Here is a 16,795-nt window from a genome sequence, read left to right on the forward strand (position 1 = left end):
TGGGGATTGAAGACCTGACTCGTTTGAACACCGAGGAGGACTACTCGCCGGCGGGCCGAGCAACGCGAGACTCTTCCGAGTGCAGCGCGTTGTCAGGCGAAGTGACCCACCTCCGAGTCAGCGCGCGCGCCGGTAGTGCATGGCGACCGCGCCGCTGCGGAGCGCCTTCGCCGAGATCAACTCGAGCCGTCGAGTGCTGGACAGCCCGCTCTCGTACAGGGTCGGGCCGTGGCCGGCAATCCTGGGGTGGACGAGTAACTTGTACTCGTCGATCAGATCCAGCCGGTCCAGCTCGGTCGCGAGCTTGCCACTACCGAGGAGCACGCCGTCCGGGGTCGCGTCCTTGAGCTTCTGTACGCCCGTGCGCAGGTCGCCGGCGATGTGGTGGCTGTTGGTCCACGGGAAGTCCTTTCGCGTCGAGGACACCACGTACTTCGGCTTGGCCTCCAGCTTGACCGCCCACTCGCGCATCGCCGGCGGTGCCTCCGCGTCGCCGCGGGCGACCGCTGGCCAGTAGCTCTCCATCATCTCGTAGGTGACGCGGCCCCACAGCATCGCCCCACCCTCGTCCATGAGGCGGGTGAAGAAGGCGTGCGTCTCGTCGTCGGCGATTCCTTCCTGGTGGTCGACGCAGCCGTCCAGGGTGACGTTGATACTGAAGGTCAAGAGACCCATGGTGTCCTCCGATCGAGATACGCGACGAGCCGCTCGCCGTCTGGCTCAAAGAGCACGAGCCCAATTGGCGAGGTGCTCACCCTGTGTCGCCTAACTGCTAGTTTATCCAGCACGTTGTGCCGCATAACTCCGCCGACTGTTGCTTAACCAGGTCGGCGCAATTCACGACAAGGCTTGTGTGGCAAAGAAAATCCGCCCGGCAGGCCGGCACTCAGCGCCATCAATAGATGCAGAAAGCGGCGTCCATCGGGGCGAAGTTTGGCGCAGGCGTGCTGACCGGCAGCAACCGCTGCAGGCCCGCCGTAACTCGCGCCCGTTGTTCGCGATCAATGTCCTTGGGGAACGTCGCGAAACGCCAGTCGGACATCCACGTACAGAAGGCCAAGGCGCACAGCGGAGTTCCATCACGGCCGGACGTCTTCACGATAGCTGCCTTGCGATGCCCGCCCCGGGCGCTCGTTCGCCCTTGGCTCTTCCCATACCCGGCTCATTGGAGCTTGGTAAGGCGCTCCTCGGCCACGTCCGCCGCTTCGGATTCTGGATACGCCTTTACGACGTCTTGAAGCGTCCGGCGGGCCGCTTTGACATTCATGAGTTCTACTTGGCAATCGGCCACGGACAACAGCGCGTCGGGTGCGCGCAGATGGCTGGGCTCGGTCGTCACCAGCGCCCGGAAATTGACTTCAGCATCCAGGTAGTTGTGCAGGGCGTACTGGACACTACCCAGCCAAAACAGCGCAGAAGGCTTGTATCTGCTTTGCGGGTAATGCTTGACGAAAGCCACAAGGCCATCTTGTGCTTGAGCAATGTCGCCTTCGCGAAGGGTGGCAAGCGCCGCTTCAAACTCATGCTTCTCGGCTGGCCCGACGACAAACCGCTGGCCATCCACCAAGACCATGGTCGATTCAGCATTGCGCTCGCCAGCGCTCTGTTCCGTGCCCGTCTGGCTTCGCTGCATATCGGCCATGCCATGGGGCAGCCCCTCGTTTTGTCCGCGCACGATCGCCACTTCGTTGCGCAACTCCTCCATCTGGTTGGAAAGATCGAGCATGCTGCGACGAAGCTCGACATTGTCCTCATTGGCTTTTTTCAGGTCATCTGCGACGCGCTGCTGGGAATTGGAGACCCTTTGTCGCAACTCGATGGCACTCACGGCTGAAAGGGCATACAGGCCATTCGCCACGGTGCAGCCCATCGAGCACGCCACGCCCGCGCCCATCAATACAGCACCTACCCGACGGCGAAAGTCGCCGCCTGACAAAGCCCAGAAAACCACCCCCAAGACAGTCAGCGGGGCCAGGCCCAGCCCAGCAAAGCCGCTCGATATGCCAAGCGCGCTGGGCGTGCTCGATCCGGACATATTCGTTCCTCCAAGGCGGTTATCAATTAGATCCTGAAGGAAACAGACTGAGGTCAGTAGGGTCATGACGCCATTTCTGCAGGTTTGGCGTGCAGGGGTTTACCCAGCGAACAAGCCGCCGCTCTCGCCATGACTTCGCGTTTCGCGAGAAGACCCTTACCGCGAACTTCGTCATCGCGTTTCGGCGCTCACATCAACAGCCAGTCCGAATCGGCCCAGGACGTCGTCAGCCGATCCAGGTACGGATCAGACTGATTGCGGCCACTCGCGCGGGTCGAACGACGGTTCGGTGCGGAAACCAGTCGTTGAGACGTACCGGGTGAGAGTGTCTTCCGCCAACAGTCTCCCCTGCGTTGCTCAGCCAGTGGGATCGACCACCCTGAGGAACTCGCGTCGCGTCTTCGGCCCGTAGGTCCTGAAGTGAGGATCGGGTTTCTCCAGGTAGGCCATGCGCTTTCGGGCGACCGAGTCGCGGGCGGTGTGTCGCTTCACTTCCGCCGGCGTCAAGCCGTACACGTTCGCGGCGTTGAGACCGAATATCTTGGCCCGCAGCGTAGGCGTCATCTCGGGATAGCCATGCCGTTCGCGCAGCTCCGCCGAGATCTGGAACGTGCGGAAGGCTTGGATCTGGTCCTGCGGTGAGCCGTACCAGATCGAATCCGTGCCCCACAGCACGTTGTTCTCGCCGCACGCGACGATCAGTTTCCCCAGGGCGTGAGCCGCCTGTTCGGGGTCACGCATCAGGAAGCGCCACGTGCTGCCCAGCTCCGCATAGACGTTGCTGTTCGGCTTGACCTGGTGTTTGCGCAAGGACGTGATCAGCGTGTCGATGCCGTCGCTCGTGCCGCTCGCGTCGTAGGCCTTTTCGGTCACCGTGCTGACGAAGCCCGAGTGATAGATCAGGAAGTTCACGTCCGGGTAACGCCTGGCGACGACGCCGATGTCGCTGCACTGGCTGTGCTCGTAGGAGCGTGCTCCGAACGGCAGCCCCTTGTGGATGCAGATGTTCTTGACGCCCAGTGCGCGAGCCCTCTCGATGAACCGGATGCCGACGTCGTCGTGCAGGAAGTAGCCCTTGCCGTCCGGTCCATACTGCGTGTAGGTCTTCCAGGCGCTGATGCCCCACTTCTCGTGCAACTCGTCCATGCCCTCGAGGTCTCCGGGCTGGTTCGGGTTGACGCGTCCATGCAGCAGCAGCCGGTGCGTTCCCTCGAGCTTGTCGACCAGCCTGCGGACCTCGTCGGCGGCCTGGATCGTGACCGGTTCGGCGTCCCGGGCGGAGGGCACGAAGGACAGCACCATCACGTCGGTGTCGCTGTCCATGAACACGTCCTTGAGGAAGACCTCCGCACTCTTCGAATTGCCTTTCGGAGTGTCGATGAAGTGACCCTGGACGTCGAGGATGAACTCCTGCCTGGCGGGGCCGACCTGCGCGCGCGCGAGCTGCATATCCAGCACGGCGTCGCGGGGCAGTTCGAAGAAGCCGCCGGTCCTTCCGGCCGCGGCGTTGGCCGCGTTGAAGGCCAGCAGCGTGCTGGCTGCGCCACATGACGAGGTCAGGAACGCTCGCTTCGAGCATCCCAGCCGCTTCGCGTTGATTGCCGCGGCCTCGTGTGCGAGGCGGTTGGCTTCGATGTTCGCCGGCCACAGCGACACCGGTGCGAACTCGCCATTCGAGGTGCTGTCGAGCTTGATGGGAAGGCGCTTGCCCTCAGGGTCGCTGTCATGCATGGTGGTCCCCCGGTTCGATCAAGAAGACCCGCCGGCCCGCCAACGGCGCCTTGAGCCCCCTTGGTTTCGACGAGACCTCCCCATTCTGCTCCGCGCCGCGGGGGTCGGCTCTGGAACACAAGCCAGGCACGCCCGCGGGCGGCCTGTGCTGTGCGTAGAACGCCTCGATCGTGGCAAGAAGACTGGTTGCAGCCTGTCGAATTTCGCTGGCGAATGGCGGAGGCCGCGGATACCTGACTTTCGCGCTTTCCTTCGCGACCGGCTTGTCTACTTTGGAAGCCGCTGTTGGGTCGCTCCGAGCAGAAGGGCAGCAGTGGGCCCGCACTTCCACTCCGGCAGTTCGCCAAGCAGCCATTCGATCTGGCCTGCGATCGGCTTCACCTGCGTGAGTTCGCCGGCCGGCCAACAAGACAACAAGCGCTGCACTTCTGTCGTTCACTTCGCGCAGAGCGGCGGCTTGACAGCCGGTTCAGGCGGGGTATCTTGCCCGGTTCACCGTTGTCTTCCTTTTGGAGGCGCCATGATCGCTCGGTGGGTCCGTCAGCGGCGGCGCCGGCGTGTACCGTCACGGCCCGCAGGGCACTCATGCATCAACCCAGACAAACAGGCAGTAACGCCGCCTGCTTACCGCTTACTGCGATCAAGCCTTCGATGACAGCCCGGTGGCACTCACCGTCCGCTCGGCCCCTATTTTGTCTTTCACGAGCGTTGATGGCTACGCTGAAGACCGATGCCCGGGGCGCCTATGTGCCTATCCCCGATCAGGGTGCCGAGCGCAACGCGGACAGCATGCGCGTCATGCCTTCACGCCAACGGCCAATATCGCTGCGGCCGGGACCTTGAACACGTCACCCTGCCGGAAACGTTCCATTTCGCGCTCGACCGCCATGGGAAGCAAGGCCCTCTTTTCCTGCGGCAGCGAGCGGATAAGGGAAGACATCCGTACCGTGCCATCGGTCAGTAGCTGGATCAACTGGAGTGCTGATTCAATCGGCACGAACGCGGTGAGCGTCTCCGCGCGAGGCGGGGGCAAGACAAACCCCGAGTCGCGGAGCAGACCCAGGCACGTCTCGATTTCGCAGATGGCGCCCGCGGGCGCCGTCGGAAGGGAGGCCGTCGGATTGCCGATCTCTCGAACGGCATCGACCACCACTTTCTGAAACAGGTGCTCCTCAACAGGTGCCCACACGGTGAACGCCACGCGACCTCCGATCCGCAACACCCTGCGAGCCGCTGCCAGCGCCCGCAGGGGAAACGGAAAATGGTGAACGCCGAAGCCGATGACTACGGCGTCGAATGTGTTGTCCGCGAACGGGAGCGCTTCCGCGTCAGCCATCCGGAAGGGCAACCTCGGATAACGCCTCGTCGCCACTTCGACCATGTTCGGTGAGAAATCGACTGCCTCCACCTGCGCGCCAGAATCCGCAGCCATTGCCGCCATGTATCCACTTCCACATGCCACGTCGAGCAGCTTGATCCGCGGCCCGGCACCGACGGCCGCCAGAAGCTGCTTGGCAAAGAGGTTCGTGATGGCCTCGAACGAGGCCGCATAGGATGACGCCGCGCGCTCCCATCCGACACGTTCGAATTCACGGTATGGATGATCTTCCACGGTCGTCGGCACGATGATCTCCATGTTCGCACGGCACCCCAAAGTCGTTCGCTCGCATCCCTCTTCGATGCGACTCCAGACCCTTCGCGCGGCACTGCATCGCGGTCGAGCCATCGAACAAGTCGAGCCCCGGCATCAGGGACGTTTGCAAGTGGCGAATCTATTGCACGACGGAGCGCCTGTCCACCAGGTGCGACGTCGCGCACACGCGTCCACGGCTTCAATGACCTGAGTCACTTCAGCCGCGCATTTCGCCAAAGGTTCGAAATGTCGCCGCGCGCCTATCGTGTCGAAGGCGGCGCTGTTCGGGTGACGTGAGTGGCTAGGTGCCAGGCCAGGGACCGGCTTGCGCTCTCAAGCGCGCCGGGCAGGGCAGACACCGCACCCTGGGCGCCGTCGAGTCGAGGTCATGGACGCTGACATCGGTCACTTCAAACCGGATGTCGCCGCCCGTGGCCAAGCGCGCTTCCACCAAGTCCTTGATGACCTCATGCTGCGCGTAGACCATCACGGCTTTGCCGCCAGTGAGTTCAGGAAAATCGATGCGGCGGTCAATGCCATCGAAACGCAGGATCGTTCCTTCGTGACGAAAGCCTTCGCGCTCCATTCGCGCGCCGACGCCGATCTCCTTCATCAGATCGACCGTGCCCTGTTCGAGCACACCGGCGCGGATCGTGGCCTCGATGGCCTCGCGGCTGCGGGTCTCGAGAACGATCGACTCGATTCCTTGCAGATGCAGGATGTGGGACAGCATCAGCCCGGCCGGGCCAGCACCGATGATGGCTACTTGAGTTTTCATGGTGATGTCTCTCTTAGAAGGGGTAGTGACGCGGCGTCGTTTGAACGGTCATCCACCTCAGTTCGGTGAATGCGTCTACGCCGGCCTTGCCGCCGAAGTGCCCGATGCCGCTGCCCTTGACGCCGCCAAACGGCATCTGCGCTTCGTCGTGCACCGTGGGCCCGTTCACGTGGCAGATGCCGGACTCGATGCGTCCCGCCACCTGGATGGCGCGCGCCACGTCGCGGCCGAAGACCGCGGCCGCGAGGCCGTACTCGTTGTCGTTGGCGCAAGCCACGGCCTCTTCGACGCCACTGACCCGCACGATGCCCTTCACGGGGCCAAACGCCTCCTCGCGGAAGATGCGCATGTCCGACGTCACGTGGTCGAGCAGGGTCGCAGGCATCAGCGTGTCGTTCGCCTTGCCACCCGCCACGAGCTTCGCGCCTTTGGCGAGCGCATCGTCGATCAGTTCGTTGCAGCGTTTCGCCGAGCTCATGTCGACGACGGAGCCGAGGACCACCGGGCCCAGGCGCGGGTCGCCGAGCGGAAGACTCGATGCACGTGCACTCAGCTTGGCAACGAAATCATCGGCGATGGCCGAATCCACGACGATCCGCTCTGTCGACATGCAGATCTGTCCCGAATTGGCGAACGCTCCGAACACGGCCGCGTTGACGGCGGCATCGACATCGGCGTCGTCGAGGACGACCAGGGGCGCCTTGCCACCGAGTTCGAGCACCACGGGTTTCAGGTACTTGGCACAGGTCGCGGCAATGAGCTTGCCGACATGAGTCGACCCCGTGAAGTTCACCCGTCGCACGGCGGGATGCGCAATCATGGCTTCGACCACAGCTGCCGCATCGGCAGGCGCATTGGTGACGAAATTCACCACGCCCTTGGGCAGTCCGGCCTCTTGCAGCGCCTCCGCCAGGATCACGGGCGCGTTCCAGGGTGCAATCCCCAGAACGACGCCCGCAGGCTGTCGCACACCCATCGCGAGGTTGCCCGGCACGTCGGAGGGAATGATCTCGCCGCTGATCTGCGTGGTCAGCGATGCGGCCTCGAGCAGCATGCCCGCCGCGAGGTGAACGTTGAAACCCGCCCAGATCGCCGACGCACCCGTTTCTGATGCCACGGCAGCCGCGAATGCCTCGCCTTTCGCTTCTAGCGCTTGAGACGCCTTCATCAGCATCATGCGGCGTTCACTCGGGCCGGTGCGCGACCAGGTCTTGAAAGCTTCAGCGGCAGCCTCTACGGCCGCGACGGCGTCTTCCGCGGTGGCTGCGGGTGCGATCGTGGCCACGCTGCCGTCGAGCGGGTTGCGCCGCTCGAAGGTGGCGCCGTTGCGAGCCTGGACTTGCTCGCCATTGATCAACATTGAAATCTTCATTGGGTTTGTCTCTGGAAGGTTTTGAATGGAATCGGAAAATCGGAAGGCGCGGTGTGATCAGGCGACCTGAACCTCCACGACGTTGGGCGAACTGCTGGCAAGCGCGCGGTCAAGCACTGCCCGCAAATCGCCGGAATCGCTGACGAGGGTGGCAGCGCATCCCATGCCCTTTGCCAGCGACAGGAAGTCGATGTCGGGCAGTTCGGTTCCCTGCACGACATCGGTCGCAGAGAAACCGAACACGGGCGCGAAATCCTGTAATGCGGCGTAGCGGCGGTTGTTCAGGATCACGAAGGTGATCGGCAGCTTGAGTTGCGCTGCACTCCACAGCGCCTGGATTGAATACATGCTGGAGCCGTCGCCCATCAGGCAGATGACGCGGCTGCCCGGCTTGCCGAGCGCGACACCGACTGCTGCGGGCATTCCGTACCCGAGCCCGCCGCTCTCCATCGTGTAGAAGGTCTCGCTGCGGGTGATCGGCAGGTAAGCCTGCATCACCGGGCGCGCGCTGGGTGCTTCCTCCACCACGATGTCCTCGGCCGCTTTGACTTCCGCCAGGGTCTGGAGCACATAGGCGACCGACATCAACGGCGAAGGCTCTGCCTTCGGCGCTTCGACCTTGGCCGGCGGCATGGCCCGGACATTCGGGGCCGGGCGAGCGAGCAGATCAAGAACTCCCAGGCGGATGCTGCCGACCGCCGAAATCCCGACCGGTGTCCAGGCCGCTGTATCCGGGTCCTCGGTCAACTGGCACAAGGTGGCGCCCGCCGGGATGTGAGGTCCCGCGCCTTCGACGTGGTAAGCGAATGCGGGGGCGCCAATGGCCAGGATCAGGTCATGCTCGCCGAGCAGTGCAACGATCCGCTCGCGCATGGCAGGCAGGAAGCCGGCGAACAGCCGGTGGTCTTCCGGGAAGCTGCACCGGCCCGACATCGGCGCCGCCCACACACGGGCGTTGTGCGCCTCGGCCAGCGCAACAACCTCGTTCCACGCGTTGTCCCGGTCGACCGCTGCACCCACGACGATCGCCGGACGATCGCTTGCATCCAGCGCGTCCCCGATCTGCGCGAGAACGGCAGGCTGCGGACGAAGCTCTGTGCTGACAACCCTTGCCGGCACGAGTTCGGCCGGTTGGTCCCAGTCGTCGACGGGCACCGACACCAGCACAGGGCCGCACGGCGGCATCATCGCGATGTAGTACGCCCGGGCAATGGCCAGGGGCACGTCTTGCGCACGCGCTGGCTCGATGCTCCATTTCACATAGGGCTTGGGAAGCTCGGTGGCCTGCGCCGAAGACAGGAACGGGTCGAAAGGGAGGATCGAGCGCGCCTGCTGGCCGGCGGTGATGACCATGGGCGTGCGATTCTTGTGAGCGGTAAAGATGTTGCCCATCGCGTTGCCCACGCCCGCTGCCGAATGCAGGTTCACGAAGGCGGCGTTGCGCGTCGCCTGTGCGTAGCCATCGGCCATGCCGACCACGGTGGCTTCCTGCAAGCCCAGCACATACCGGAAGTCCGCGGGGAAGTCGCGGAACATCGGGAGCTCCGTCGAACCTGGATTGGCGAACACGGACGTCATGCCGAAGCGGCGCATGAGGTCGACGACGGCATCGCGAACGGTGATGGTGGCGGGTTGCCTGGCCGTTTCGACGACGGCGAGCGGTACAGGTCCGGTCATTCCGTGCTTTCCTTCTGTTCTGTTACGCGCCCGGGGAACCGCAGCGCTTGTCTCGATGGCGCAAGTGTGGGATTTCGAGGCCTTCCTGAAAATTGCTTTTTGGAGAGAAAGTCATTAGCGTGGCGCATGACTTTCGATCTCCAATACCTCGTCGCCTTCAACGCCATCGTCTCGTCAGGAAGTCTTGGTCGAGCGGCCGATGCTCTGAACGTGACGCAACCGGCGCTGAGTCGCACGATTCGCAGGCTCGAGGAGCAGGCGGGCGCGCCCTTGTTCGAGCGTCACTCGAAGGGGATGCAGTTGACGGATGTGGGCCGAGCGTTGCAGCCGCACGCGCTCCTCTTGCAACGCGAGTCGGAGCATGCAAAGGAAGACATCAAGGCGATGCTGGGACTGGCGAAAGGCACCATTCGTGTTGGCGCGGTCGGCAGCATTGCCTGCCTGGTGCTGCCGCTGGCCATTGGGAGCGCCTGCAAGAAATGGCCAAATCTTCAGGTCCAGATCATCGAAGGGGTGTGGGATCGTCTTGCCGATGCGCTTGTCTCGCACGAAATCGATCTGGCGCTCGGGGTCGACATCGAGGACACCGACGAGATCGTGGCGGTCAAGGACTGTCGTTGGGAGGACACCAGCTACGTAGTAGCCGGCCGGCGCCATCCGCTGCGCAAAAAGGCGAAGCTCAAGCTTGCAGATACGCTGCAAGAGCGTTGGGCCATCCTGCCAAAGGGAACGGGGCCTTTCGAGCACATGAAGAAGGTGTTCGCGCGAGAGAACCTGACCTTGCCCAACGTCGTGGTCGAGACTCGCTCCGTCACCGCACTCAAGAGCCTGATTGGCCGATCGGGTTTTCTTGGGTGGATGCCTGAGCCCATGTACGACGCCGAGCGCAAGGCAGGGCTCATCGACGCCTTGGAGATACCTGGCGCCAGTGACAAGAGAACGCTGACCGCTTTTCGTCGAAGGGCAGGCATGCTGCCAGGTCCTTCGATCAAGCTTCTGGAGGAACTGCGCTCACTGACAGCGCAACGGCTATGAAGCGATCAGCGCTGGAACTGACGGTCGGACGAATTTCGGGGGGCCGGTAGTTGCTCGCTCGACGCCCCAACTCCAGGCAATTGACGATCGCTCATGAATGCCCTGCGAATGACCGCAGCCTCATACCTGTTGTCGGCTTGACGATGGCGAAGTACAGCAATGGGCCCCGAGTTCCATTCCGGCCCATCTGATTGCTGCCGATCGATCAGACTCGGACGCCAGGATTGCGCGGCCGCTTGGGCCACGGCGGCAGGCTATGTCGGCACTAACCTTCGAACCGGTCGTCGATGCCGGGGTCTCCGTGCCACCTGGAAGACAGGTCGCGGGTTCACAGCGTGAGTTGGCCAAGCTGCAGCAAAGGACGGCTCACGCTGCGAAGCCGAGTTCAGTTTGCAAAGTCGCAAGTTCAAGAAGGGCCCGGTCCTGTCTCTCGCGCGGCGTGCTCATCAATGGCTCAGATCGGCCAGGAGTCTTCGCTCGCAAGCGACCGCTGGGGAAGGTCATCCTGCAGTCAGCTCGCGAAGCGTATGGTTGACCGCCCAGGGCCGGCGACCGCCGATAAGAATTCGCAATCCAAAGAGGGCGCGATGGAGCGCCAACATCCGGAGCGCCTTATGAACACGAGACTTTGCCGTCTGAAGTGGTTCCTGGTCTCTTCGATCGGCCTCCTGTGGGGATGCCAGTCAGCTGAGATGGCGCCAAACGGCCAGACTTGGTCGGCGGGAGCACGTGATTCTCCGCAACTCAAACAGGCGAGCGTCAACGGTGTCACGCTCGTCTACCAGGAACAGGGGGATGGCGCGCCCGTGGTTTTCATTCACGGCTGCTGCACAGACTACCGCGCCTGGGATGCGCAACGTCAAGCCATCGCGCCGCACTATCGCTTCATCGGTCTCAACATGCGCTATTTTGGGACAGCCCCCTGGCCCGACGATGAAACGAAATATTCGCAACAGACGGACGCGGACGATATTGCCGCCTTCATTCGCGGTTTGAACGCCGGCCCGGTGGACCTCGTCGGCTGGTCATACAGTGGTCCAATCGTCATGTTGGTGGTGTTGCAGCATCCGGAGCTCGTGCATAGCCTGACCATGCACGAGCCCGCTTCCTTAACCTACGTTACCGACCCCGCCATCGCCAAGATTGCGGGGGAGGATCGCGCGGCCATGTTGGGGCCCGCGATCGCGGCAGTGAGGGCCGGTGATTTCGCAGGTGCGGCTCGACTTACGCCGACCGAGGTCAACCATCAGCCTGATTTCTGGGAGACCACGACGCCGGAAACTCGCACAATGTTCCTCGACAATGCTCGCACCTGGAGGCTCGCCCTTGCGGCGCCGCCGCAACCTCCGATCACATGCGACATGCTTCATCAGATCAAGATGCCGGTGTTGATCACGGTTGGCAGAGACACGCGCTCTTACTATCACATCGCGGCGGAGGGAGCGGCCGGTTGCATTCCTGCCGTCGAGTTCGTAACCATACCTGGCCGCCATTTGGCAATCGCACAGCAGCCTGAGGCGTTCAATGCGGCGCTGGCGCAATTTCTTGCACAGGCGGGTTCACAACCGAAGCCTTGATTGGCACAAGGCGGATGGCTCTGTCGTAGACCGACACAAGTGGGAGGCAAGATGGCATCACGAAGGCGTGCTCAAGACTGGTTGCGGTCAGTCGAGCTGCCCTACGTTCGAGACCGCTTTGCGTTGGGTTGCCGACGGGGCCACTCGATGCAGCGGCCGTCGACGTGAGTCACGCTAAGAGTGCGCTGTGATCGAAAGTGCCGACCAGGGGGGCATTGCGCCCAATTTGCTGAACCCGCCTTGAGCTTCCATCGCGTCGCGTGCCTTGTTCTTGAACGGGGCGACCGACTTCTTACAGACGTTGCGGATCAGCCGCTGGGTGGCACCCTCCTCGATCTGGATACTTCCGAGCAGCAACCCGGTTTCGCCGGAGATTGCATTGATCTGCGCCTGCTTAAGGCCCCAGATCAGCCCCTAGTCGACAAGAATGAAGCGCGGATCGGTTAGGGTGATCGCCAGGTATGTCCGTCCATCAGCCCGGAGAGGAATGCCAAGACCTGCTCTCCCGCCGACGACACCCACGACCCGCACGATCGCCGAATCCCTGGCCAGCCCCTCGCACCGTTCACCTTGCGAGGGGCAACAGCCCCCCAAAGCTATGATCTGAATCAACTGGAGAGGCAAGGGCAGGCACGACTTTGACCCGGCCTCTATGTTCGTCTTGCGGCACGCAGTGCGGACGGGTCACCTCTCTGTTTTCTGTAAGAGTGCATGCCGATTCAACTCACGCCAATCATCCACAAGTCTCTGGTACACGGATACACCTGGGAGGTAATAGACGAACAGCTTCTGGCGGAACACATCGCCCGCGTGGCACTTGGTCAGGCACGTCATGTGGCAAAGATTCTGCTAAACATAGGGGCAGCTCTTCCTGTTCCGATCGATGACGCATGGGCTGCCGCAGTGAAGATGCTGACAGTTCCGCCGGGCACAGATCCTTGGCATCGGGACGGATGGATGTTTCAGGTCATGTCCTGGTTGTCGGCGTACAAAGCGGGACCAGACTCGCTGATCAACACGCCCCAAATGATCTTTGCGCAGAAGGGGTTCGACGGGATTCAGTTGGACTTCGACGCTATGGGCAACATTAGCGCCGTGGTCATATTCGAGGACAAGGCAACCGATAACCCTCGCGCAACCATTCGCGATGACGTTTGGCCGGAGTTCGAGGAGTACGAAAGCGGGGGCGACGCCAACGTTCTGGTAGCAGAGGTTACTGGTCTGCTTGAGAAGCGACAGGGTATCGACGTGGACGATGTAGTTCGCAGGGTCATTTGGAAGGATGCTCGCCATTTCAGAGTCAGCATTACCGTGGGCGACACCCACACGACAGACTCAGGACGTGGTCGTCTCTTCAAGGACTACGACACAAAGGTCCCAGGCGATGTCAAGCGCCGGCGTGGCGAGACGTTTTATGTCAATGACCTGCGTGCGTGGATGGACAGCATCGCGGGCAAAGTACTGTCGCACATCGCAGCATTGAAAGCCGCCCATGTTTGATGCCGACACGTCTGCCTTGATTGCAAGTGCACCCGAACTCGAGGGGTTGGACCTTCCCATGTTGCCCGAAGCACTGACGGAGGCCTATGCATCGATCGTGACCGCACGCGTGCGCCTGCGGGAACTTGCGGCCGGTACACCGCTTCCGGACGAAATCGGAGCAGTTGCCACGCAGATGCGAAGGATTGCTTTCACGAATGAAGCCTTTGTTTCTGCGCATCCGACTAGAGACAACCGGGCATCCGCCGCGTTTGTTGCCGGCGCCGCTCATCACGTTTCGCTGATGGCCGCTCGGATTGGGCGAGCCGAGAAGCCACAAACGAGATTGACGTTCGACGCGGTTGCCCCGGAGGTCTCCGCCACCTTGCTTTTTATGATTGCAGAAGCGACAGCTGACTCTGCCGAAATGGCTAAAGAGATTGTCATACCGACGGACAGCGTCATTGAAGGCCGTCTCCTCAATGCAATCGTCAACCTTTCAAAAGGCGAGTTGATCAGCGTATCCGGCCTTGATTTGCCGAGCGTCGAGTCGCTTCGGTCTGGCGACCCGGGCGATCGGGGTCTCGCAGGGCTCCTCTATCTTCTTCTCCGGGGAGTACGCAAGCTTGCTCAGGAGCTTCTTGGCATTGCACAAAGCGACGACTCGCTGGAGAGCGCCGCCTCCATGTTCAGAAGCATCAAGAACTTGTGCGTCGAGCAGATCGAATTTAGCGAGCAGGCGACCGCCGCATTCAGCACATTCCCCGGCCCGCACCATCTGGCGTCCCTCCTGATGTCCGTCGCTGACAATTTAGCGCCGGCAGCGATCGTCAACATCGAACCTCCCGGAGGAGTCGAAAAGGATCGATGGGCCACCATGATGCGAAAGATCGCCAGGCGCCGACCATACCTCTGGCGCAATCACCGGACAGCCGTGGACGCGTGCTATCTTGAGACCGGCACTTCCTCGGCCGTGAGTTTTCCAACTGGTGCGGGCAAGTCGACGCTTTCGGAGTTAAAAATCGCGGCGATACTGTTGCAAGGGAGGAAGGTAGTCTTTCTGGCTCCCACCTTGGCGTTGGTCGAGCAGACTGCTAGGGCGCTGAAAGTAACGTTTCCCGAGGCAACGGTCCAGCAAGAGCGGGGGGACGCCTTCGCTCTCGACGATTTTGTGGGCAACCTTCCGTCGGTCTCGGTCATGACGACCGAACGATGCCTCGCGTTGCTTGGCTACGAGCCTGAAGCGTTCTCAGATGTCGGCTTACTTGTCTTCGACGAGTGCCACCTGCTGCATGCCGGTGAGACTGAAGCTAGTCGCAGAGCGGTCGATGCCATGCTCTGCGTCCTCAACTTCGTGGCCATCGCGCCAACGGCGGACTTGCTGTTGCTGTCCGCCATGATGAAGAACACGGACGAGATTGCTGCCTGGGTCACATCGATGACGGGCAGGCGCTGCATGGCGCTTGACCTGACGTGGAAACCGACTCGCCAGGTGCGTGGATGTGTGGTGTACGAAGCGGGCCATATCGACACGCTGAACAAGAAGCTCGGTGCGGCTCGTGCCATCGCGACGACAAAGGGAGTGCCGGCCCAGGTTGCACGAACCTTGACCGCGCAACCCTTAGGTCTGTTCTCACTAAAGCAGACTTGGCTCTCGACCGCCAGAGCGCACTACCGGCTACTGCCCTTACTGGACGAAAAGATAGCCCTGGGAACTGGCAAGACGCCCAGCGGGAAGACCTGGTACCTAACGCCAAACGGAAACAAGCTCGCCAGCACCGTAGCTGTGGCAACTGCCGCACAGAACTTGAAGACGCTCGTCTTCGTTCAAACCATCCCATTGGCAAACGCGGCGACGAAGGCGGTCAACGTTGGCGCGAACGCCTCTGAAACTGCATTGACCCCTGCAGAGAGCGCGTTGCTTGCTGAAGCTATAGAGGAGCTCGGAGACGTGTCCCATTCGTACATTTCGACGAATGGCTCCGGCCGCATTGAGTCTGCAAGCGTTTGTCATCACAGTCTTCTTCTTCCTGCCGAACGACAACTCCACGAATCGCTGTTCAGACGCCCCGACGGCGTGAATGTCATGGTTGCGACGTCGACGCTCGCACAGGGGATGAACCTTCCTAGCGAGGTTGTCATCATCGGCGGAGATAGCCGCTTTGATCGAGAAGCCGATAGGGTTCAACGGCTTGAAGCGCATGAACTCCTCAATGCTGCCGGCAGAGCGGGCCGTGCGGGTGAGTCGTCCTACGGATTCGTGCTGATAGTTCCGAGCAAGGTGGTTCACTTCCGGGATGGTAAGAACGAGATAAGCAAGCACTGGGCCGATCTGCAGACCATATTCGCGCAAAGCGATCAATGCATCACGATTGACGACCCGATGACGGCTCTTCTCGACCAGTTGGAGCTCTCGAAGGAGAACCAGTCGGCATCACTCAAGTATCTCCTGAGCCGCCTTCCGGTCGGGGAGGATGGCGACAAGGACAGTGCAGCAAATGCTCTTCTGCAGAATTCCTTCGCAGCCTATAGGAAGAGAGTGGCCAATGATCTCGCATGGATCGACCGTCGCGTGAGCGCAGCGCTCGCCGCACGAAGAATCGACGTTGCCCCGGCAAATCCAACTTGGGTCGATCGACTTGCGGCTGCCACAGGGGTGTCGGTGGACTTCATCGCGCAGTTCAGCCAAGCAGTGAGCGCCATACAGCTTCCTAACGCCGGTCCCATGGAGCAGTGGCGAGACTGGTTCCTTGAGTGGCTGAAAGTCGTCCCTCACCTCGTTCCTCACCTCATCCGCCCGTCGACGCTCGATGCAGTTCTGGGAAAGGCATACAAGGCACTGGCCAGTGACGCAGAGCGCGGTCAGCATATCCTCAACTATGCGGCGGAGCCGCTGAAGCGCTGGATGGCCGGCTCAACGCTTGCGGAGATCGAACTCGCGTTCGGAACGAAAGCCGCCAAGCTCGGCAAGTGCGATTTAGCGCGGGACTTCGTCTTGCGGATCATCCCGGAACTTGCATTCGCTTTTGGGCTGCCGCTTCAAATTGTACGCGCCATGAAGAAGGGCACCGAGCAAGAGCAAACGCTTCCAGGACTGGGGCTCTCCACGCTCAGTGCCTGTGTCCGAGGAGGGTTCGATGTCGCCGAGAAGCTAGCTCTCAGCCAAGCGCTCAACGCACGTGCCTCGCGCGTTGCCGTGCACAGACGCTATGCGAGCCTGCATGCGTTCATTGCGCCCGCAGTCGAGGCGGAAGATCTGGGGCTGGCTGTCGGGCGGGTGAGAAGCGCCCTTTCAATAACTCGTTGAGCAGTCTCGTCGCCTTTCCCGATATATGGTGACGAGAAGCGGCCATCTTGCATAAAGATGGTAAGCGGCTCGCCGTCCCACCTTGAAGGCGGACGTGAGGCGTGTGTGGACGCCTGGATCAGGCCGGTCGCCAGTTGTGAGGCAGAAGCTCGTCGATGCGGCTGTTGAGAT

The 16,795-nt window shown here is 61.9% G+C and carries 12 protein-coding genes and 1 pseudogene; 5 read left to right on the top strand and 8 right to left on the bottom strand.

The window, feature by feature from the left end; all coding sequences use genetic code 11:
• Window positions 1-117: 117 nt before the first annotated feature.
• From WKW80_RS28185 to WKW80_RS28205, 5 genes are all read right to left on the bottom strand, one after another.
• The gene (locus WKW80_RS28185; protein ID WP_340366895.1) at window positions 118-675 is read right to left on the bottom strand and encodes a dihydrofolate reductase family protein; all 558 of its coding nucleotides are present in this window, start codon (window positions 673-675) and stop codon (window positions 118-120) included.
• A 220-nt stretch (window positions 676-895) separates the two neighbouring features.
• The gene (locus WKW80_RS28190) at window positions 896-1,099 is read right to left on the bottom strand and encodes a hypothetical protein (protein ID WP_340366896.1); all 204 of its coding nucleotides are present in this window, start codon (window positions 1,097-1,099) and stop codon (window positions 896-898) included.
• Window positions 1,100-1,162: 63 nt separating this feature from the next.
• Window positions 1,163-2,101 (bottom strand): tol-pal system protein YbgF, encoded by a 939-nt coding sequence (gene ybgF / locus WKW80_RS28195; protein WP_340366898.1) that lies wholly within the window; start codon window positions 2,099-2,101, stop codon window positions 1,163-1,165.
• 291 nt (window positions 2,102-2,392) lie between these two features.
• On the bottom strand, window positions 2,393-3,766 hold the full coding sequence (locus WKW80_RS28200) for an amidohydrolase family protein (RefSeq protein WP_340366900.1): 1,374 nt from the start codon (window positions 3,764-3,766) through the stop codon (window positions 2,393-2,395).
• A 796-nt stretch (window positions 3,767-4,562) separates the two neighbouring features.
• Entirely contained in the window at window positions 4,563-5,402 is an 840-nt protein-coding gene (locus WKW80_RS28205) for a class I SAM-dependent methyltransferase (RefSeq protein WP_340366901.1), read from the bottom strand.
• Between WKW80_RS28205 and WKW80_RS28210 the strand changes: the two genes are divergently transcribed.
• The gene (locus tag WKW80_RS28210; protein ID WP_340366902.1) at window positions 5,367-5,696 is read left to right on the top strand and encodes an AraC family transcriptional regulator; all 330 of its coding nucleotides are present in this window, start codon (window positions 5,367-5,369) and stop codon (window positions 5,694-5,696) included. The two genes, WKW80_RS28205 and WKW80_RS28210, sit on opposite strands and share 36 nt — an antisense overlap.
• A 61-nt stretch (window positions 5,697-5,757) precedes the next feature.
• Here the strand turns inward: WKW80_RS28210 and WKW80_RS28215 are convergent.
• The 3 genes and pseudogenes from WKW80_RS28215 to mdlC form a co-directional block, all read right to left on the bottom strand.
• A pseudogene (locus tag WKW80_RS28215) lies at window positions 5,758-6,177 on the bottom strand (FAD-dependent monooxygenase); the annotation flags it as partial.
• A 13-nt stretch (window positions 6,178-6,190) separates the two neighbouring features.
• Entirely contained in the window at window positions 6,191-7,549 is a 1,359-nt protein-coding gene (locus WKW80_RS28220) for an aldehyde dehydrogenase family protein (RefSeq protein WP_340366903.1), read from the bottom strand.
• A gap of 57 nt (window positions 7,550-7,606) precedes the next feature.
• Entirely contained in the window at window positions 7,607-9,226 is a 1,620-nt protein-coding gene (gene mdlC / locus WKW80_RS28225) for a benzoylformate decarboxylase (RefSeq protein WP_340366904.1), read from the bottom strand.
• 126 nt (window positions 9,227-9,352) lie between these two features.
• Here mdlC and WKW80_RS28230 point away from each other — a divergent pair, with 126 nt between their 5' ends.
• The 4 genes from WKW80_RS28230 to WKW80_RS28245 all read left to right on the top strand — a co-directional run bounded on the left by WKW80_RS28230 (window position 9,353) and on the right by WKW80_RS28245 (window position 16,624).
• A complete protein-coding gene (locus WKW80_RS28230) occupies window positions 9,353-10,261 on the top strand; it encodes a LysR family transcriptional regulator (protein WP_340366914.1) in 909 nt (302 codons plus the stop codon).
• 614 nt (window positions 10,262-10,875) lie between these two features.
• Window positions 10,876-11,838 (top strand): alpha/beta fold hydrolase, encoded by a 963-nt coding sequence (locus WKW80_RS28235; RefSeq protein ID WP_340366905.1) that lies wholly within the window; start codon window positions 10,876-10,878, stop codon window positions 11,836-11,838.
• 711 nt (window positions 11,839-12,549) lie between these two features.
• The gene (locus WKW80_RS28240) at window positions 12,550-13,338 is read left to right on the top strand and encodes a hypothetical protein (RefSeq protein WP_340366906.1); all 789 of its coding nucleotides are present in this window, start codon (window positions 12,550-12,552) and stop codon (window positions 13,336-13,338) included.
• Complete coding sequence (locus tag WKW80_RS28245; RefSeq protein WP_340366907.1) at window positions 13,331-16,624, top strand: DEAD/DEAH box helicase; 3,294 nt, start codon at window positions 13,331-13,333, stop codon at window positions 16,622-16,624. The genes WKW80_RS28240 and WKW80_RS28245 overlap by 8 nt, the downstream gene beginning before the upstream one ends.
• Window positions 16,625-16,795 lie beyond the last annotated feature (171 nt).

This window comes from Variovorax humicola, assembly GCF_037889915.1.
Classification (GTDB): Bacteria; Pseudomonadota; Gammaproteobacteria; order Burkholderiales; family Burkholderiaceae_C; genus Variovorax; species Variovorax humicola.